18 protein-coding genes are annotated in these 18360 nt (G+C 72.0%); 9 read left to right on the plus strand and 9 right to left on the minus strand.

The annotated features are described in order from the left end of the window. Positions 1-47: 47 nt before the first annotated feature. The 6 genes from NMK34_RS13070 to NMK34_RS13095 all read right to left on the minus strand — a co-directional run bounded on the left by NMK34_RS13070 (position 48) and on the right by NMK34_RS13095 (position 8610). Entirely contained in the window at positions 48-2450 is a 2403-nt protein-coding gene (locus NMK34_RS13070; protein WP_318333591.1) for a phosphoketolase family protein, read from the minus strand. Positions 2451-2612: 162 nt separating this feature from the next. Next, entirely contained in the window at positions 2613-5177 is a 2565-nt protein-coding gene (adhE, locus tag NMK34_RS13075) for a bifunctional acetaldehyde-CoA/alcohol dehydrogenase (RefSeq protein ID WP_318333592.1), read from the minus strand. Between the two features lie 57 nt (positions 5178-5234). Further along, positions 5235-6053, minus strand: coding sequence for an ABC transporter ATP-binding protein (locus tag NMK34_RS13080; RefSeq protein ID WP_318333593.1), 819 nt, complete (start codon positions 6051-6053; stop codon positions 5235-5237). Then, the gene (locus tag NMK34_RS13085; protein ID WP_318333594.1) at positions 6046-6861 is read right to left on the minus strand and encodes an ABC transporter permease; all 816 of its coding nucleotides are present in this window, start codon (positions 6859-6861) and stop codon (positions 6046-6048) included. The genes NMK34_RS13080 and NMK34_RS13085 overlap by 8 nt, the downstream gene beginning before the upstream one ends. Continuing rightward, complete coding sequence (locus tag NMK34_RS13090) at positions 6858-7628, minus strand: ABC transporter permease (RefSeq protein ID WP_318333595.1); 771 nt, start codon at positions 7626-7628, stop codon at positions 6858-6860. Before NMK34_RS13090 ends, NMK34_RS13085 begins: the two co-directional genes overlap by 4 nt. A 7-nt stretch (positions 7629-7635) precedes the next feature. Continuing rightward, on the minus strand, positions 7636-8610 hold the full coding sequence (locus NMK34_RS13095; RefSeq protein WP_318333596.1) for an ABC transporter substrate-binding protein: 975 nt from the start codon (positions 8608-8610) through the stop codon (positions 7636-7638). 250 nt (positions 8611-8860) lie between these two features. Between NMK34_RS13095 and NMK34_RS13100 the strand changes: the two genes are divergently transcribed. The 7 genes from NMK34_RS13100 (at position 8861) to NMK34_RS13130 (ending at position 13730) form a co-directional block, all read left to right on the plus strand. Beyond that, complete coding sequence (locus tag NMK34_RS13100) at positions 8861-10090, plus strand: flavin-dependent oxidoreductase (protein WP_318336336.1); 1230 nt, start codon at positions 8861-8863, stop codon at positions 10088-10090. After that, on the plus strand, positions 10087-10554 hold the full coding sequence (locus NMK34_RS13105) for a MarR family winged helix-turn-helix transcriptional regulator (protein WP_318333597.1): 468 nt from the start codon (positions 10087-10089) through the stop codon (positions 10552-10554). Before NMK34_RS13100 ends, NMK34_RS13105 begins: the two co-directional genes overlap by 4 nt. A 49-nt stretch (positions 10555-10603) precedes the next feature. Next, the gene (locus NMK34_RS13110) at positions 10604-11068 is read left to right on the plus strand and encodes a DUF3237 family protein (RefSeq protein ID WP_318333598.1); all 465 of its coding nucleotides are present in this window, start codon (positions 10604-10606) and stop codon (positions 11066-11068) included. A 139-nt stretch (positions 11069-11207) separates the two neighbouring features. Further along, a complete protein-coding gene (locus NMK34_RS13115) occupies positions 11208-11618 on the plus strand; it encodes a DUF6153 family protein (RefSeq protein ID WP_318333599.1) in 411 nt (136 codons plus the stop codon). Between the two features lie 76 nt (positions 11619-11694). Next, entirely contained in the window at positions 11695-12354 is a 660-nt protein-coding gene (locus tag NMK34_RS13120; RefSeq protein ID WP_318333600.1) for a DUF305 domain-containing protein, read from the plus strand. A gap of 93 nt (positions 12355-12447) precedes the next feature. After that, positions 12448-12810 (plus strand): BlaI/MecI/CopY family transcriptional regulator, encoded by a 363-nt coding sequence (locus tag NMK34_RS13125; protein WP_318333601.1) that lies wholly within the window; start codon positions 12448-12450, stop codon positions 12808-12810. Then, on the plus strand, positions 12807-13730 hold the full coding sequence (locus NMK34_RS13130; RefSeq protein WP_318333602.1) for a M56 family metallopeptidase: 924 nt from the start codon (positions 12807-12809) through the stop codon (positions 13728-13730). Before NMK34_RS13125 ends, NMK34_RS13130 begins: the two co-directional genes overlap by 4 nt. 35 nt (positions 13731-13765) lie before the next feature. On the opposite strand, the gene NMK34_RS13135 is transcribed toward NMK34_RS13130, so the two are convergent. The 3 genes from NMK34_RS13135 to NMK34_RS13145 form a co-directional block, all read right to left on the minus strand. Beyond that, the gene (locus NMK34_RS13135) at positions 13766-15274 is read right to left on the minus strand and encodes a CopD family protein (RefSeq protein ID WP_412098951.1); all 1509 of its coding nucleotides are present in this window, start codon (positions 15272-15274) and stop codon (positions 13766-13768) included. Between the two features lie 271 nt (positions 15275-15545). Further along, a complete protein-coding gene (locus NMK34_RS13140; protein WP_318333604.1) occupies positions 15546-15962 on the minus strand; it encodes a hypothetical protein in 417 nt (138 codons plus the stop codon). A 25-nt stretch (positions 15963-15987) separates the two neighbouring features. Further along, the gene (locus tag NMK34_RS13145) at positions 15988-16740 is read right to left on the minus strand and encodes a fatty acid--CoA ligase family protein (protein WP_318333605.1); all 753 of its coding nucleotides are present in this window, start codon (positions 16738-16740) and stop codon (positions 15988-15990) included. Between the two features lies 1 nt (position 16741). Between NMK34_RS13145 and NMK34_RS13150 the strand changes: the two genes are divergently transcribed. Both NMK34_RS13150 and NMK34_RS13155 read left to right on the plus strand, forming a co-directional pair. Next, positions 16742-17782, plus strand: coding sequence for a HAMP domain-containing sensor histidine kinase (locus NMK34_RS13150; RefSeq protein WP_318333606.1), 1041 nt, complete (start codon positions 16742-16744; stop codon positions 17780-17782). Positions 17783-17867: 85 nt separating this feature from the next. Continuing rightward, a complete protein-coding gene (locus tag NMK34_RS13155; protein ID WP_318333607.1) occupies positions 17868-18227 on the plus strand; it encodes a hypothetical protein in 360 nt (119 codons plus the stop codon). The last annotated feature ends 133 nt before the right edge of the window (positions 18228-18360 follow it).

The following is an 18360-nucleotide window of genomic DNA, read 5'->3' on the forward strand; positions in this document are numbered from 1 at the left end:
GGGGAGGCGGACGGTGGCGCCGGCCGGCGCCACCGTCCGCAGCGAACTCAGCCGCGTGCGGCCCAGTCACCCAGGGCCCAGTCGCGGACCTCGGGCATGTCCTCCAGGTGCTCCACCACGTACGCCTCGTGGCGGTCGAGCTGACTGCGGCACCACGCCTTGAGGTCCGCCGCACCGCGCGGCAGACGCTTGGCGTTGTTGATGGCGTCCATCACGAGGTGGTACCGCGACGCCTTGTTGCGCACCGTCATGTCGAACGGGGTGGTGGTCGTGCCCTGCTCGATGAAGCCGCGCACGCGGAACCGGTCCGCGTCCGGGCGGCCGTGGACGAGCTGGTGGATCGCGCCGGGGTAGCCGTGGAAGGAGAAGACCACGTCGACGTCGTCGGTGAACAGCTCGGTGAACAGGGTCTCGCTCATCCCGTGCGGATGGTCCTTGGGCCGGACCAGGGCCATCAGGTCGACCACGTTGACGACGCGCACCTTCAGACCGGGCAGCCGGTCGCGCAGGATCTGCGCCGCCGCGACAGTCTCCATGGTGACGACGTCGCCGGCGCAGGCGAGGACGATGTCGGGGTCGCTGGTGCCGTCGTCGGTGCCGGCCCACTCCCAGATCCCCGCGCCGCGGGCGCAGTGCTCGATCGCCTCGTCCATGGAGAGGTACTGCAACTGCGGCTGCTTGTCGATGACGATCAGGTTGATGTACGACCGCGACCGGAAGCAGTGGTCGGCCACCGACAGCAGGGTGTTGGCGTCCGGCGGCAGGTAGACCCGGGCGACGTCGCCGCGCTGGGTGAGCACCACCTGGATCAGGCCCGGGCCCTGGTGGGAGAAGCCGTTGTGGTCGTTGCGCCACGCCGTCGAGGTCAGCAGCACGTTGAGGCTCGGCACCTTCGCGCGCCACGGCAGGTGCTTGGCCTCCTGCAGCCACTTGCCGTGCTGCACCGTCTGCGAGGCGCTGACCATGGCGAACGCCTCGTAGGTGGCGAACATGCCGTGCCGGCCGGTCAGGTTGTAGCCCTCCAGCCAACCGTGGCAGTTGTGCTCGCTGAGCACCTCCATGACCCGGCCGTCGCGGCTGATCGCCACGTCCTCCGGTGTCACCCGCTCCATGAAGGCGCGGTCGGAGACGTCGAAGACGCCGCCGAGGCGGTTGCTGTTCGTCTCGTCCGGACAGAACAACCGGAACCGGTCGGCGTTGCGGGCGTAGATGTCGCGCATCATCTCGCCCAGCTTGCGCGTCGACTCGGCCCGCTGCTGCGCCGGCTGAGGCACCTCGATCGCGTAGGAACGGAAGTCCGGCAGGTCCAGATCCCGGGTGAGCAGCCCGCCGTTCGCGTGCGGGCTGGCGCTCATCCGCAGGTCGCCGTCGGGGGCCTGGTCCCGGACCAGCGCCACGGGCGCGCCGGAGGAGTCGAACAGCTCCTCCGGACGGTACGACCTGAGCCAGCGCTCCAGCAGCGCGAGGTGCTCCGGATTGTCCTTGACGCCGGACAGCGGCACCTGGTGGGAGCGCCACGTCCCGGTGACGGTGACCCCGTCGACGGTGTCCGGCCCGGTCCAGCCCTTCGGCGACCGCAGGATGATCAGCGGCCAGGTCGGACGCGTACCGTCCCAAGAGCCGTCACGGGCGGCGGTCTGGATGTCGCGGATCCTCGTCCAGGCGGTGGCCAGGGCGGCGGCGAAGCGGTGGTGCATGCCGGGCAGGTCGGAGCCCTCGACCTCGATGACGTCGTAACCGTGGCCCCGCAGCAGGTGGCGTACCTCCTCGGGGTTCTTGCGCCCCAGCACGGTGGGGCCGGAGATCTTGGCGTCGTTGAGGTGCAGGATCGGCAGGACCGCGCCGTCGCGCTCCGGGTTGAGGAAGGACACGCCCTTCCAGGAGCCCTCAAGGGGCCCGGTCTCGGCCTCGCCGTCGCCCACCACCGCGATGGCCAGCAGGTCCGGGTTGTCCATGACCGCGCCGAACGCGTGGACCAGGACGTAGCCCAGCTCACCGCCCTCGTGAATGGAACCCGGGGTGGTCACCGACACGTGCGACGGGATACCGCCCGGGCTGGAGAACTGCCGGAACAGGCGCAGCATCCCGGCCTCGTCCTGGCTGACGTCCGGGTAGATCTCGCTGTAGGTGCCCTCCAGGTAGCCGGCGGCCACCAGTGCCGGCCCGCCGTGACCCGGACCGGCCAGGTAGATGGCCTGCTGGCCGGTGTGCCGGATCAGCCGGGAGACGTGCGCGTAGATCAGCGACAGGCCGGGGCTGGTTCCCCAGTGGCCGAGCAGGCGCGGCTTGATGTGCTCGGCCGACAAGGGCTCGCGCAGCAGTGGGTTGCCCTGCAGGTAGATCTGACCGATGGTGAGGTAGTTGTTCGCCCGCCACCACGCGTCCAGACGGGCGAGTTCGGTGTCGTCGAGTTCGGCGAGCGTACGGAGTTCGGATTCGACCGCGGTCACCGTGCTTCCTTCCACTGATCTCGTCTTGTCCGGACCCAGCCTAGGCCCGGCGGCGCCCTGCCACGGGGGGCCGCAGACCGGAAGCCGAGGGACCTTCGGCCCTCGCCGGCGACCGCCGCGCACCGCCGGGCCCTCCTGAGCGAAGCGGCAGTCACCGCCGGATCAGCCGGCGGTCGCCGGTCCGTAGTACGCGGCACGCATCAGTTCCTGCATGTCGTCGAGCATCGGCATCCGCGGGTTCGCCGGCGCGCACTGGTCCTCGTACGCGTTCAGCGCCTGCTGCGGCAGCGCCGCGAGGAAGGCCCGCTCGTCCACGCCGACTGCCGCGAAGGACGGCTCGATGCCGACCTCGTCGCGCAGGCGCTCGATCGCCGTGGCCAGAGCTTCGACCGCTTCGGCGTCGGTCGCCGCGGGGAGCCCGAGGGTACGGGCGATGTCGGCGAAGCGTTGCGGCGCCCGGTAGGTCTCGTACCTGGGCCAGCCGGTGAGCTTGCTCGGCACGGTGCCGTTGTACCTGATGACGTGCGGGAGCAGGATCGCGTTGGTGCGCCCGTGTGCGACGTGGAAGGTGGCACCCAGGGTGTGCGACATGGCGTGCACGATGCCGAGGAAGGCGCTGCCGAACGCCATGCCGGCGATCGTCCCGGCGTTGTGCATCTTCTCGCGGGCCGCGGGGTCGGCGGCGCCCTGGTGGACGGCCCGGGCGAGGTTGCCGAAGATGAGCCGGACGGCGTGCAGGGCCAGCCCGTCGGTGAAGTCGTTGGCGTAGACGGACACGTACGACTCGATCGCGTGGGTGAGCGCGTCGAAGCCGCTGTCCGCGGTGACCACCGCCGGCAGGTCGGCGGCCAGGACCGGGTCGACGATCGCCACGCTCGGTGTGAGGGCGTAGTCGGCGAGCGGGTACTTCTTGCCGGACTCGGTGTCGGTGATGACCGCGAACGGGGTGACCTCGGCTCCGGTGCCGGAGGTGGTCGGGATGCAGACGAGCTGGGCCAGCGCGCCGAGGGTGGGGAACTTGAAGGCGCGTTTGCGGATGTCGAAGAACTTCTCTCGCAGATCGGCGAAGACCACCTCGGGGTGCTCGTAGCGCAGCCACATCACCTTGGCGGCGTCCATCGCCGACCCCCCGCCGAGCGCGATGATGGTGTCCGGGCGGAACGAGCGCATCGACTCGGCGCCCCGGTCGACGGTACGCACGCTGGGCTCCGGCTCGACGTCGTCGATGATCTGCAGGGCCACCTGCTCGCGGCGGCGGTGCAGCACGGACAGCACGCGGTCCACGTACCCCAGTCTGGTCATGGTGTGGTCGGTCACCACGGTGACCCGGTGCACGCCGGGCATGTCGGCGAGGTAGCGGATCGCGTTCGGCTCGAAGTAGATCTTCGGCGGAACCTTGAACCACTGCAGGTTGTTCGTCCGCCGGGCCACCCTCTTGATGTTGATGAGGTCGACCGCCGTGACGTTGTGCGACACCGAGTTGTGGCCGTAGCTTCCGCAGCCCAGCGTCAGCGACGGCAGGAAGGCGTTGTACATGTCGCCGATGCCGCCCTGGGAGGCCGGTGCGTTCCAGATGATCCGGACGGCCTTGACCCGGCGGCCGTACGCCTCGGCCAGGTCGGCGTCCCGCGTGTGGATGACGGCGCTGTGACCCAGACCGTCGAACTCGACCATCTGCTCGGCGTACCGGAAGGCCTGGTCGTGGCCGGTGGCGGGCAGCAGTGCGAGCACCGGGCAGAGCTTCTCCCGGGTCAGCGGCTCGGCCGGGCCGACCCGGTCGACCGGGACCAGGATGATCGCGGTGTTCGGGTCGACCGGGAAACCGGCGTGTTCGGCGATCCAGGTCACCGGCTGCCCGACCACGTCCGGGTTGAGCTTCCCGGAGCCGAAGAGCAGCTTCTCCAGCAGCGACTTCTCCTCCGGCGTCGCGATGTGGGCGTGCAGTCGCCGGAACTCGGCGAGGGCGGCCGGCCGGATCGCGTCGTCGATGATGACGGCCTGCTCGGAGGCGCAGATCATGCCGTTGTCGAACGCCTTGGACAGCACCACGTCGTTCACCGCGCGGGCCACGTCGGCCGACGCCTCCAGGTACGCGGGGACGTTGCCGGCGCCGACGCCGAGCGCCGGTTTGCCGGTGGAGTAGGCGGCCCGGACCATCGCGTTGCCGCCGGTCGCCAGGACCACCGAGACGGCGGGATGCCGCATCAGCTCGTTCGTCGCGTCCACCGACGGCTCGTCGATCCACTGGATGCAGTGCTCCGGCGCGCCGGCGGCGACGGCGGCGTCGCGGACCGTGCGGGCCGCCTCCGCGCTGCACCGCTGCGCCGCCGGGTGGAAGGCGAAGATCACCGGGTTGCGGGTCTTGAGGGCCAGCAGCGCCTTGAAGATGGTGGTCGAGGTCGGGTTCGTCACGGGCGTCACCGCGGCCACCACGCCCACCGGCTCGGCGATCTGGGTGATGCCCGTGATGTCGTCCTGCGCGATCACCCCGACGGTACGGATGTCGGCCATGTGGTTGGTGACGTGTTCGCAGGCGAAGATGTTCTTCACCGCCTTGTCCTCGAACACGCCACGGCCGGTCTCCTCGACCGCCAGCATCGCGAGTTCGGCGTGCCGGCCGAGCGCGGCCACCGACGCCTTCTTCACGATCTCGTCGATCTGTTCCTGGCCGTAGGAGTCGTAGCGGGCCAGCGCCGTGAGACCGTTCTCCACCAGGGTTCCGATCATGCTTCCGCCCTCCATCGGTCCGTCACCTCGAAACTAGATCGGTGGTGACCGATGCAGCTATGGCCGGTGGACCCGCGAGGACGGGACCACCGGCCCGCGCTTGGACCGCTGGATCTGCTCGTAGACGTGGGTCCGCAGTTCGGTGAACCGGGGCAGGGCCCGGGTGGTGAGCTGGTCGCGTTCCCGGGGGAGGTCGATGACGAGGTCCTCCCGCACCCGGGTCGGTGAGTTCGACAGGACGAGCACACGCTGACCCAGATACACCGACTCGTCGATGTCGTGCGTCACGAAGACGGTGGAGATCCCCCGGGTCAGGTGCAGTTCGCGGACGAGATCCTCCAGGTCGGCGCGGGTCTGCGCGTCCACAGCGGCGAACGGCTCGTCCATGATGAGCACGTCCGGCTGGTACGCGATGGCGCGCGCGATCGCCACCCGCTGCTGCATCCCGCCGGAGAGCTGCCACGGATGGCTGCGCGCCGACTGCGGCAGCCCGACCGCGTCGAGGGCGTCGGCGACCGTCCGGGCGCGTTCGGCGCGGGAGAGCTTCTTGTGGCGGAGCGGAAGCTCCACGTTGCCGCGGACCGTCAGCCACGGGTAGAGGCTGCGGCCGTACTCCTGGAAGACCACCGCCATCGCCGGGCTCGGCCCGGTCACCGGCGACCCCTCCATCTCGACGAGGCCGCTGGTGGGACGGAGCAGCCCGGCGAGGCATTTCAGGAGGGTGGTCTTCCCACAGCCTGACGGACCGACGACGCACAGCAGCTCGCCGGGATCCATGGTGAAGCTGATGTCCCCGATCGCCTCGACCTCGCCCCGGCCGGAGGCGTAGACCTTCCGCAGGTGCTCGACCCGCAGCAGAGGGCTTCCGTCAGGCACGGGTGACCTCCTTCATTCCGTGGTACCAGCGCAGGACGCGGCGTTCGACGACACCGAAGACCACGGCGAGGGCGACGCCGATGAGGCCGAGCAGCAGGATCCCGCTCCACATCTCGGCGATGAGGTAGTTCCGCTGGAAGTAGGCGATCCGGTAACCGAGGCCGGCCGACGACGCGAACATCTCCGAGATGACCATGAGGATCAGGGCCACCGAGAGCGCCTGCCGTACGCCGGTCATGATGCGCGGGCTCGCCGCCGGGAGGATCAGCCGCCACAGCCGGTCCCACCGGGAGATCCGGAACGAGGACGCGGTCTCCATCATCACGCTGTCTGTGGCCCGGACGCCTTCGATCGTGTTCAGCAGGATCGGCCAGATCGCCCCGGACACGATGACGACGACCTTCATGGTGTCGGTGATGCCGAGCAGCAGCATCGCGACCGGGATCAGTACGGGTGGCGGAATCGCGCGGAAGAACTCCAGCAGCGGTTCGAGGATCTCGCGTAGCGGGCGGAACCGGCCGATGACGACGCCGGCGGCGACGCCGAGCAGGATCGACGCGAACAGTCCGAGCAGGAGCCGGTACAGGCTGGGCAGGACGTCGTCGACGAAAGCCGGGCCGACCCAGGTCTGCCGGAACGCGTCGAGGAGCGTGCCGGGGCCGACGAGGAACCGGTTCGCCGACCGGGTGGACCAGACGGCCCAGAGCGCCACGGTCAGGACGGGAAGCCCGACCGCGAACAGGACGTTCTCGGCGACCCGGACGCCCAGGCCGCGCGGGCGGGCCCGGCCCGCGCCGACGGCGGTCATCGGGTCGCCTCGTCTGCGAGCACCGACTGGTGCCAGGCCAGCGAGCGCCGTTCGACGAAGCGGAACACGACGTTCACCAGCAGCCCGAGCATCCCGGTGACCACGACGAGGCCGTACAGGCCGACCGCGTCCCCGGCGGAGCGGGACAGTTCGATCATGCGCCCGAGGCCGGGGTTGCCGATCACCATCTCGGCGGTGACGGCCAGGATGAGCGCGACCGCCGCGCCGAGACGCAGGCCGGTCATCAGGTACGGCAGGGCGGTCGGCAGGATGAGGTACCGCAGACGTTCGGCGCGGGTGAGGCCGAAACTGCGCGCGGTGTCCCGGGCGACGGTGTCGACGTCGGCGATGCCGTAGATCACCTGCACGAACACCTGCCAGAACGCCGCGTAGACGATGATGACGAGCGCGGCGCGCATCTGCAGGCCGAACATCAGCACGGCGAGGGGGATCAGCGCGACCGACGGCACCGGCCGCAGGAACTCGACAGTCGTGTGCGTCGCGCGGCGCAGGAACGGCACCATCCCGACCACTGTCCCCAGCGCGACCGCGGCGAGCGTCGCCACCGTCAGGCCGATCGCCCACGACGTCATGGTGAGCCGGACCCGCCGCCAGAACGCCAGGTCGCGGACCTCCTGCGCCAACCGCCCGAACACGTCCGTGGCGTACGGCAGGTAGTGCGGGTCGACAAGTCCCAGGGCCGGGATCAGTTGCCAGACGACGAGGAACCCCAGCAGGCCCGCGGCGCCCAGCAGGATCTTGCGCATCGGCCGGCTACTGCTGCTGGATGAGGCGGTCGAAGTCGGGTCGCCGGTCGAGGACGCGGTACTTCTGGGCGAGCGTCGCCAGTTGTTCCAGGCCGGCCCGGTCGAGCTCCCACCCGAACGCCGGGAGCCGCACCGAGTCCGCCACCGCCTCCGGCAGTTCGAGATTGTCCTTGATGGCTTGACGCAGATCCTTCTCGTTCGCCGGATCCTTGGCCCAGGTGAGCGTCTTCTTCATCGCCGACGAGAAGTCCGCGACCAGGGCGGCGTCGGAGTCCTTCAGCTCGCTCGACGTGATCGTCGTCAGGGTGGCGAGCCCGGGGACGGTGGCCTGGTACGGGGCGACCACGAGGACGTCGCCGCGTTCGCGCAGCTGGGTGATGAACGGCTCGGTCACCCAGGCGGCGTCGATGTTGCCGGCGGCGAGCTGGGCCGCCGCGTCCGGGAAGGCGACCTCGACGAACTTGACCTTCGCCGGATCGCCGCCGTCCTTCTCGACCGCCGCCATGATCGTGACGTCGCCGGCGGCGCCCAGGCTGTTCACCGACACCTTGCGCCCGGCGAGCTGGGCGGGCCGGGTGATGCCCGACTTCGCCGACGCCACCACGGCGTTGATGTCGTCACCGTCGGCGTAGGACGACGCGTAGTTCCCGATGATCACCACGCCGAGGTTCTGCAGGTCGGCGCGGAACGGGCCGAACGGCTGACCGATGGCGAAGTCGATGTCGCCGTTGAGCAGCGCCGGGATGGCCTGTGCGCCGCCCTGCGCGGGCACGACCTCCACGTCGAGCCCCTGCTCCCGGAAGATGCCCGCCTTGATGCCGCCCCACAGCGCGGCGGTCTCGCTGATCGGCAACGCGGCCACGCGGACCTTGCGCAGGTCGCCGCTCGCCCCGGGGGACGGATCGGTGGCGTCGGAGTCCGTGCAACCGGTCAGGGCGATCGCGACGCCGGCGAGAACAGCGAGGGCGGTGACCTTCTTCATGGACGACCCCTTCCGTGCGAAGCGCTGGTGCATCCGGAGGATTGGGGGCCGGTGAGGTGAGGTGAACCATCCGACCGCGTCGATCAGCGTCATGCAGAGGTGATTGATTGTCAAGAATTCCGATAAAGCGAATCGCATTGCGAGACGAGTGCTCGGAACGCGATGGGAATACGTCTTGACGCGTGACGATTTTGTGACCAAACTGTGCGGTTGGTGGCACGGTGGCGGAGGGAGCGACGACTTGGCGATCGTGATCGTGGGCGCGGGGATCGGTGGCCTCACCACCGCTCTCAGCCTGCACCGGGCCGGCTTCCGTGAGATCACCGTCTACGAGCGGGCCGACGTGTTGCGCCCACTCGGCGTCGGGATCAATCTGCTTCCGCACGCCGTCCGGGAGCTGACCGAATTGGGCCTCGGCGACCGCGTGGAAAGGCTGGGCGCCGCCCCCGGCACGCTTGCCTACTACAACCGGCACGGTCAGCAGATCTGGAGCGAACCGCGCGGACTGGACGCCGGATATCGCTGGCCGCAGCTATCCGTGCACCGCGGCCGGTTCCAGATGGAACTGCTCGACGTGGTGCGGGAACGGCTGGGGCCCGACGCGGTGCGCACCGGGCACCGGCTCGCCGGCGTCCGCGACGGCGTCGCGCACTTCGAGACGGCGGCGGGGGAGGTGAGCGTCGCGGGCGACCTGATCGTCGGCGCGGACGGCATCCACTCCGCGTTGCGCGGGCAACACCATCCCGGCGAAGGGCCGCCGCTCTGGAACGGGCTGACGCTGTGGCGGGGCACGGCACGGGCACCCGGCTTCCTGGACGGGCGAACCATGATCATGGCGGGGGACGCGGAACAGAAGTTCGTCGCGTACCCGATCGGTGCCGGCCTGGTCAACGTCGTCGCCGAGCGGCGCGGGCCCGGTTTCGCCGGGCCCAACGCGGACTGGAACCGGACGGTCGACCCCGCGCCGGTCGTCTCCCTCTTCGCGGACTGGCGTTTCCCGTGGCTCGACGTGCCGGCACTGCTCGCCGCCGCCGACGAGATCCTCGAATACCCCATGGTGGACCGCGACCCGATCGACACCTGGACCCACGGGAACACGACGCTGCTCGGGGATGCGGCGCACCCGATGTATCCGAACGGTTCCAACGGGGCGTCGCAGGCGATCCTCGACGCGCGTACCCTCGCCTTCCACCTCGCCACCGCGCCGACGGTGCGGGCGGCGCTCGACGCCTACGAGGCGGACCGGCGGCCGGCGACCACCGCGCTCGTGCTGAGCAACAGGCGGCAGGGCCCGGAGCAGGTGATGGTGCTCGCCCACGAACGCGCGCCCGACGGGTTCGACCACGTCCACGACGTCATCCCGCCGGAGGAACTCACCGAGATCGCCACCGGCTACAAGAAGGCGGCCGGCTTCCTGCCCGCCGACCTCAACGAACGGGCCTCCCTGACGCCGACCGTCTTCTCCGGTGTCCTGCCGTGACCGGCCCGGAGACGACCGGGCTGGACTCGGCGCGACTGGCGTCGGTGATCTCGCCGCTTCGCCGTACGCTGCTCGCCGCCGCCCGCGCCGCCGAGCACCTGCCGGAGATCCCGGACGCGCAGATCGAGATCGTGCGGGCCCTGCCCCGAGGCACCGTGTCCGGTCCCGGCGAGCTGGCCGAACGACTGCGCCTGAGCCGCTCGACGGTCAGCAACCTGCTGACCACGATGGAGGGCAACGGTCTCGTCGAGCGACGCCCCCGTCCCGGCAACCACCGCCACGTCGACGTCCTCGCCACCCCGAAGGCCCTCGACCTGTTCGACCGCTTCGACCTCGCGAGCGGAGACCTGGTCGCCCGCGCCGCGGCCACCCTGTCGGCGGAGGACCGCGCGGCACTCGCCGCCGCGGTGCCCGCGCTGGAACGCCTCCGCGACGCCCTCGCGCAGACCAAGGACACCCCATGAGTACGCGCCGACGCGTCGTCCGCCGCGCCGAGCAGCCGGGTGGGGCCCGGTGAGCGGCCCGCCGGTTCCCGGTCTGGAGGCCGCGTTCGAGGTGGAGGTCCGGCTCGGCGCGCTGGAGGACCACGGGGTGACCCGCGCGGGCCACCGCCGCGTGGTGCCCGTCGTCGGCGGCCGGGTCACCGGCCTGTTCGAGGCCGGCATCCTTCCCGGCGGCGCCGACTGGCAACTGGTCCGCCCGGACGGCGCGATCGAGATCGACACCCGCTACTCGGCGCGCACCGCCGACGGCGGTCACGTCTACCTCCGCACGTTCGGCGTCCGCAGCGGCCGCCCGGAGGTCCTCGAGGCGTTGCTGCGCGGCGACGCGGTCGACCCCGCCGAGTACTACTTCCGGCTGGGCGTACGACTGGAGACGTCGGTGCCCGCGCTGGCCGTGCTGGAGCAGTGCGTCTTCGTCGCGTCGGCGATCCGTGAGGCCGACCGGGTGCGCTACACCGCCTACCGCGTCACGTAGTCGTTCCCGGGTGGCGCGTTGTGCGCGTTCGCCCTCCCCGTGCCCGGCCGCCGTGATATCCCATCTACTATGCGCCTGTAGTAGACGCTGGTGCCGGGGTGGACGCCACGCGCCGGGCCGGACGTACGGAGGGGATGGGATGGGACGCGCTCACCCGCTGCTGCGGCTGGCGCTGTTCGTCGCCGTGACGTTCGGGGTCTTCGGCATGCACACCTTCGGCCACCCGGCCGGAACCGACGCCGCCCACGCGAGCGCCGTACACGGGAGCACCGGCCACGCCGCCGACGCCGCCCGCGAGATCGCCGCGCCCGACGCCGCCCACGGAGACGACGGCCCGCCCGGGCACCGCGACGGGACGCACGTGTTCACCGTGTGCCTGGCGGTGCTGGGCGGCGCGCTCGTCCTCGGCGCCCTGTCCCTGCTGTGGCGGCCCCGCCGCGGCACCGGCACGCCGGCCGGCCCTCGGTCACGCGGGCCCCGCCCGGACCGGGGTCCACCCCGCCGGCCCATCGGGCTGCTCCTGCGAGCCGTCACGGTCCTGCGCACGTGAGCAGAGCACGGTCCGGCGTCCCGCCCGGACCCGACGACTCCGTTCCGGCACACCTCACGACAAGGACCACGTACCGATGAAACCGACCATCCTGCGCCGCGCCGCCCTCGCGGGCGTTGCCCTGTCCGCCCTGCTCACCACCGCCGCCTGCGGCGGCGCGGACGACACCGGCGGTATGACGCACGGCGCCGGCAGCAGTTCCGCGGCGGGCGCCTCGGCCTCGGCCGACGCCACAGTCAACGACGCGGACGTGATGTTCGCCCAGATGATGATCCCGCACCACCAGCAGGCGGTGACGATGGCCGACCTGGCCCCGACGCGCGCGAGCGACAGCGAACTGAAGGACCTGGCCGTGAAGATCAAGGCGGCGCAGGATCCGGAGATCACCACCATGAAGGGGTGGCTCACGGCCTGGGGTAAGCCCACGGACCTGCCCGGCGACCACAGCATGCCCGGCATGAGCGCCACGCCCGGGCACGGCATGCCGGGGATGGACGCGGGGATGCCCGGCATGATGTCCGAGCAGCAGATGAAGGACCTCGCCGCGGCCAAGGGCCCCGCGTTCGACAAGATGTTCGCCGAGATGATGATCGCCCACCACAAGGGCGCCATCGACATGGCCCGGACCGAGCAGGCCGACGGGAGCAACCCCGAGGCCAAGGCGCTGGCCGCCAAGATCGCCTCGGATCAGGCCGCCGAGGTGCAGACCCTGCAGAAGATCCTCGACCGCCTGTAGACGGCCGGGTGCGGCCGGTCCCGGCCCCGGCGTCGGGACCGGCCGCACCGCCACGACACCTGACGTACCCTGGCCGGCACGAAGGGAGAGCACGTGGCGGAACTGGGCAGACTCGAATCGGCGGTGATGGACGTCCTGTGGCGTGCCCCCGAGCCCGTGCTCGTGCGTGACGTCCTCGACGCGGTGACCACCGACCGGGTCCTGGCGTACACGACGGTGCTCACCGTGCTGGACAACCTGCACCGCAAGGGCTGGGCCGTACGCGAGAAGGACGGCAAGGCCTACCGCTACCGGGCCGCCGGCACCCGCGAGGAGATCATCGCGCGGACACTGCGCCGGGTCGTCGAGACGAGCACCCACCCCGACCTGGTGCTCCTGCACTTCGCCCGGTCCGCCTCCGACCACGAGCTGCACATCCTGCGGCAGGTCCTCGACGAGCGGGAGTCCGAGGCGTGAGCCTCGCGCTCGCCCTCGTCGCCGGCGCGGCGGTAGTCGCCTGGTGTGGGCCCGCCGCGTTGCGGCTGTGCTTCCGGCACGTCGCCGACCCCGTCGCGATGCTGCTGGGCTGGCTCGGCCTGATCGTCGCGGTGATCGGCACCTTCGTCCTCGCCACTGTGATGCTCCTCGCCCCCGGCAGCACCCGGCAGTGGGCGCTGCACGACCTCGCCCGCATCTGCTGGCACTGGGCGCAACCCAGCCGGCCGCCCGCCGTCGACGAGATCGTCGGGGCGACCGGAGCGCTGCTCCTGCTGGCCGTGCTCGCCCGGTTCACGGTGACGTGCACCCGGCGGGCGATGCGCGCCCGCCGCGCCCGCCGCGCCCACGCCGACCTGCTCGCGCTCGCCGGCCGCCCGCCGGAACGCGGCGAGGCGCCGGTGCTGTGGATCCCGCACCCGACCCCGATGGCCTACAGCCTCGGCGGGTCCGGCGGACTGACGGTCCTGGCCAGCGCCGCCGGTGACCTGCCGGCGGACCAGCTCGCCGCGGTGCTCAGCCACGAGCGGGCACACCTGCGGGAACGTCACCATCTCCTGGTGGCCGCCGTGGAAGGGCTCGCCGCCGCCGTACCGTGGCTGCCCCTGACCCGCCAGGCGCCCGCAGCAGTGCGCCTGCTCGTCGAACTGCGCGCCGACGCCGCCGCCGTCCGCGAATGCGGCCCGACCGCCGTACGCGACGCGTTGCTGACCTTCGCCGGCGCGCCGCACCCGCCGCCCGCGCTGTCGATGGCCGGCGCCGACGTGGCCATCCGGCTGCAGCGCCTCCAGGGACGCCGCCCGCATCGCCGCAACCTGCCCGCCCGCGCCCTGCTCGCCTCGACCGCCCTGGCGGCACCCCTGGGCGCCGGCGTGGTCACCGGCATCCTGTTCTGCCTGTAGACGCCGGGACCGCCACGGCGGCGCGGGCCCGGGGTCTACATGCCGGTGTTGACCAGGACGGCGGTGGCCAGCAGGACGGCGACCATCAGCACCGCCTCCGCCAGCACGGTGCGGCGCAGGCGACGCATGCCCTCCGGGGTGGGTTCGTCCAGCCGGGGCACCACCCGCCTGCTGTTGTAGAGCCCGACGACGGCCACCACCGTCACCAGCGCGACCTTGACCAGGAGTACCCGCCCCCACCCGGTGCTCACCAGGTGACCGGGCCGGTCCAGGATCGCCAGCGTCAACGCGGCACCCGCGACGCCGGTGAGCGTCACCGCCGCGGTGGCCGGGACGGAGAACCGCACCGCCATCTCGGCGGCGCCCGTCGGCACACCGAGGCGCGCACGCCCCAGCAGCAGCGCCGCCAGGAGCAGAACCCCGCCGACCCACACCGCCGCGGCGACGGTGTGCGCCACGTCCGCCGCCACGACGATCGCCCGTGGCCCGGCGGTGACGGTGTGCCCGTCGAACAGGAACGAACCGAGCAGCAGCGCCACCGTGACGCCGAGGAGCACCGGCCGGACCGCCCGCGCGCGTACCCGCTGGACCTCGTCGCCGCTCACGGCGCCGGTGGGCGGCACGACCAGGGGGCGAGGGGCGGTCGGGATCGCGGCGACCGTCACCACGGCGTGCCGGCCGACGGCGTGCCGGCCCCGGATCAGCGCCGCCTCCAGGGAACCGGCCACGAGCAGCCCGGCCGCGCCGGCGAACCGCAGACCCAGTCCGGCGGCGACCGGCGTACGGCCGAGCGCGGTCAGCGCCTGCACGCTGACCGCCGAGGCGACACCGCCCCCGCCGAACACGGCCGCCAGCGCCGCCAGTTCGAGCAGCACGCCGGCCACCACAGCCAGCCCGGCGATGCGGACCCAGACCTGGACCAGCCGGATGTCGCTGCGCGTACCCACCAGTGTGGTCAGCGCGAAGACGAGACCACCCACGCCGAGCAGGATCGCCCCGTAGGACAGCCAGCGCCCCGCCGTGCCGACGAACCGCACCGGACCCTGGTCGGCGTCGGCGGTGTGACCCACCGCGTGCCCGCCGGAGTGGGCCGGCGGCGACGCCGACGGAACGGCCGGTCCACCGTGACCGGTGTGCCCGTGCGAACCGGCCGTGGGCCGAGGGGCGGCGGTCGCGCCCGGTGGCGCGGCGGCCGGGACCACGGTGAACGTGACGTCGCCGGTCAGCGGATGGGCGTCCGGAGCGGCCACGCTCCAGCGCAGCGTGAACTTCCCGTCGGTCAACGCGGCGGAGGGGTGGACCAGCCACGTACGGCCCCCGTCGGGGGTGTGAGTGGTCACCGGAACGGCAGCACCCTCGCGGGAGAGCGTGAAGCCGGCCGCGGTGGGCGTGCCGGGGGCGCTGAACGTCAGCCGGATCTCCTCGACCGCGCCGTCCACGCGTGCGCCGTCGGCCGGTACGACCTTGAGCAGCTTGAAGTGCGCGGCGGCGGGCGACGCGAACCCGAGCACCACGAACACGGCGGGACAGCACGCCAGCCACACGAGCAGCAGCCACCGTGCCGCGCCGTGCGCCGGCGACCGATGACGCCGCGGGAGAGGCACCGCTGATCCCCTTCGTCAGGGAGACATGGACCCGGCGCCCATCGCTCCGACCTGATGCGGTCGCCATCCTAGGGGAACTACTAAGAGTTGGTAGTAGAGCGTCGGCCTGATCACCGTCGTTACCGAGCGGCGCGGGTCCGGTTTCGCCGGGCCGAACGCGGACCGGCACCCGCCACGTCGTTGTCCCCGGAGGCGGACGGAACCCCGGGCTTCAGAACTGCACTCCCGAGTAGATCCGCGGCACGATCAGCGCGTACGCGAGGACGAGCGCGGCGACGGTGACCACCGGAGTGCCGACGAGCACCACGGCCGATGCCACGCGGACCCGGGTTCGCAGCCCTCTGTGCATGCCGGGGGTCTGCGTCAGCACCACCAGCGCAGTGACCCACGTGGCGAGGCCGACCGTGGCGACGATGCCGAGCCACGACAGCAGCACCATGACGTTGGTCCCGAAGCGGTCACCCGCGTCGCTGCCGTACTGCAGCAGGTACGGCCGGTTCCGCAGCCCGACCCAGAGGTTGACGCCCGCGAACGCGGTGAGGGCGACGGACCACAGGGCGGCGAATCCGACGGCGGTGCCCCGCAGCCGGGTGCGGGTACGCTGCGCTGCCTCGTCGAGTACGGCCATGCACGGATGCTAGGCCATCGGTGGTTCACCTGATCGGCGTGCGCTCCAGGGCACGCTTGTCCGGCTTGCCGCTTGGTGCCACCGGAATCCGGTCGATCCACCGGATCGTCCGCGGGACCGACGGTTCCCCCAGCGCCTCCGCCACCAGCGCGCGCAGCCGCCCGGCATCAGGCACGTGACCGGCGGCGGGCACCACGTACGCGTGCACCGCCTCCCCGGTCGCGTCGTCGGGACGGCCGACGACGTACGCCTCGGCGACTGTGGGATCGGCGGCGAGGATCCGCTCGATGGGGCCCGCGTACACCAGGTTGGCCTGCACGATGCCGACGTCCCGGATCCGGCCCAGCAGGTGCAGGTAGCCGTCGCTGTCGAGCCGGGCCAGGTCGCGGGTGCGGACCCAGCCGTCCACGAACACCTCGGCGCTCTCGGCCGGGTCGTTCCAGTACGAGGCGGCCTGCGCCGGTGTGCGGACGAACAGTTCGCGCTCGGTGGCGGGACGGCCCTCGCCGTCCCGGATGGACAGTTCGGTCACCGGGGGAGGCCGGCCGACCGAGGCGAGTGCGACCGGGTGCGCCACCATGTCGGCGGGCGTCACCATCGTGATCATGCCGGTCTCGGTCTGGCCGTAGCCCTGGAAGACGACGGGCCCGAGCACGTCGAGCGCCTCGGCGAGCCGGCCCGGTGCGAGCGGGGAACCGGAGACCAGCAGGGCCCGCAGGCTGCTCAGGTCGGCCGGATCGGTGCGCTGGTCCCGCACGAGCTGGTACAGCTTGCCCACGGTGACCACGCTCGCGGTGGCCCGGTGCCGGGCGATCATGCCGGGGAGACCGGCCACCCGGGCCACCGAGATCACCACCGTCGCGCGCAACGGCACGACCTACCACGTGCGCACCGAGGCCCGCGGCGACACCGTCGTCCAGGCGGTGTTCGACGCCCGGTTCCAGATGTCCGACCGCCGGCACCTCCTGCTCGCGTTCAGCCTCGCGGCGGTGGCCGGGCTGCTCGCCGCCATGCTGACCGGTGTGCTCGTCAGCCGCTGGGCCGTCGCGCCCCTCGCGGAAGCGCTGACCCGGCAGCGGCGCTTCGTCGCGGACGCCAGCCACGAACTGCGAACCCCGATCGCCCAGGTGCACACCCGCGCCCAACTGCTCGCGCGCCGGGCGCGCCGTGACGGCGCCGCCAAGAACCTGGACGACCTGGAAAGGATCGTCGGCACCACCCGCAGGCTCGGCGAGATCGTCGACGACCTGCTGCTCTCGGCCCGGCTCGCCGCCGCGCCCGCCGACCGGGAACCGGATCCGCCGGTCGACCTCACCTCGCTGGTCGGCGCGACGGTCGCCGCCGAGGGCGACCGCGCGCCGCCGAGCGCCGGGTCACCCTCACCCTGGACACCCCCGGCGACCCGCTGCCGGTGCCGGGCGTCGAGTCGGCCCCTGCGCCGGGTCGTCGGCGAACTGCTCGCGAACGCGCTGGCCCACACGCCGGCGGGAGGCCGGATCGACGTGACGCTGCGGGCCGCCGGCGACGCCGCCGAGTTCGTCATCGCCGACACCGGGAAGGGCTTCGACCAGGCCGACGCCCGGCGGATCTTCGACCGGTTCCACAGGGGCGCGGGTGCCGGGGACCGCCGGTTCGGCCTGGGTCTGGCGCTGCTCCAGGAGGTCGTCACGAGCCACCACGGCACGATCGAGGCCGAGGGCCGTCCGGGGCGGGGAGCCCGATTCACCGTACGTCTTCCGATGAACCGTTCGCCGAGCGCCACGAGTAGGGCCGCGCGGATCAGGAACCTCCGGGTGTGGCAGCTCGGCGCCGGCACGTGAGAGCCGGGTCGTGGAGCGCGTCCTCCGTCCCGCCGGGCCCGCCGGCCGTCCCGCTCGCAGGACCGTTCCCCCGCTAGTCTGGGGCATGATCGAAGCCGGTAGCCGTGCGCGCACCCAGCCACCCCCACCGGCCGTCGTCTTCGAGGCGCTCACCGAGCCCGACCGTGACCCGGCGCGTCCGTGGCTGCGGCTGCTCGACGACGAGCAGCCGCCTCGGATCCTCCACGCCGAGCATCCGCGTGTGGTCGTCTGGTCGTCGCTGTGGACCGGGCGACCGGATGCGCAGGTGCGTTTCGACCTGGTGCCCGACGGCGGAGGAGGCACCCGGCTGCGCTGGACGCTGCTCGTCGCCGAGCCCCTGCCCGACCCGTCGCTCCTGGGGCACCTGCGCAAGCGCCTCAACCAGCTGATCAACGCGAACCTGCGCTACACGTTCGGTCAGTAGGTGGAACGCGGCTGTTCGATGGCAGACGGTGAGGCGCCGCCGGACCCCGGAACTCCGGCGGCCGCTAATCGGTTGGCGTGCGCGCCGGGGACTGCCTAGATTGCCGATCATGCATGAGATCGACGGGTGTGCC

Origin of the sequence: Micromonospora sp. BRA006-A, assembly GCF_033433935.1 — a bacterium.
Lineage (GTDB): Bacteria > Actinomycetota > Actinomycetes > Mycobacteriales > Micromonosporaceae > Micromonospora > Micromonospora aurantiaca.

Excerpts from the sequence above, each read along its gene's own strand:
- NMK34_RS13120 (WP_318333600.1), top strand. The coding sequence starts at position 11,695 with ATGAAACCGACCATCCTGCGCCGCGCCGCCCTCGCGGGCGTTGCCCTG.
- adhE (WP_318333592.1), bottom strand. The coding sequence starts at position 5,177 with ATGATCGGAACCCTGGTGGAGAACGGTCTCACGGCGCTGGCCCGCTAC.
- NMK34_RS13090 (WP_318333595.1), bottom strand. The coding sequence starts at position 7,628 with ATGCGCAAGATCCTGCTGGGCGCCGCGGGCCTGCTGGGGTTCCTCGTC.
- NMK34_RS13095 (WP_318333596.1), bottom strand. The coding sequence starts at position 8,610 with ATGAAGAAGGTCACCGCCCTCGCTGTTCTCGCCGGCGTCGCGATCGCC.
- NMK34_RS13115 (WP_318333599.1), top strand. The coding sequence starts at position 11,208 with ATGGGACGCGCTCACCCGCTGCTGCGGCTGGCGCTGTTCGTCGCCGTG.
- NMK34_RS13140 (WP_318333604.1), bottom strand. The coding sequence starts at position 15,962 with ATGGCCGTACTCGACGAGGCAGCGCAGCGTACCCGCACCCGGCTGCGG.
- NMK34_RS13155 (WP_318333607.1), top strand. The coding sequence starts at position 17,868 with ATGATCGAAGCCGGTAGCCGTGCGCGCACCCAGCCACCCCCACCGGCC.
- NMK34_RS13085 (WP_318333594.1), bottom strand. The coding sequence starts at position 6,861 with ATGACCGCCGTCGGCGCGGGCCGGGCCCGCCCGCGCGGCCTGGGCGTC.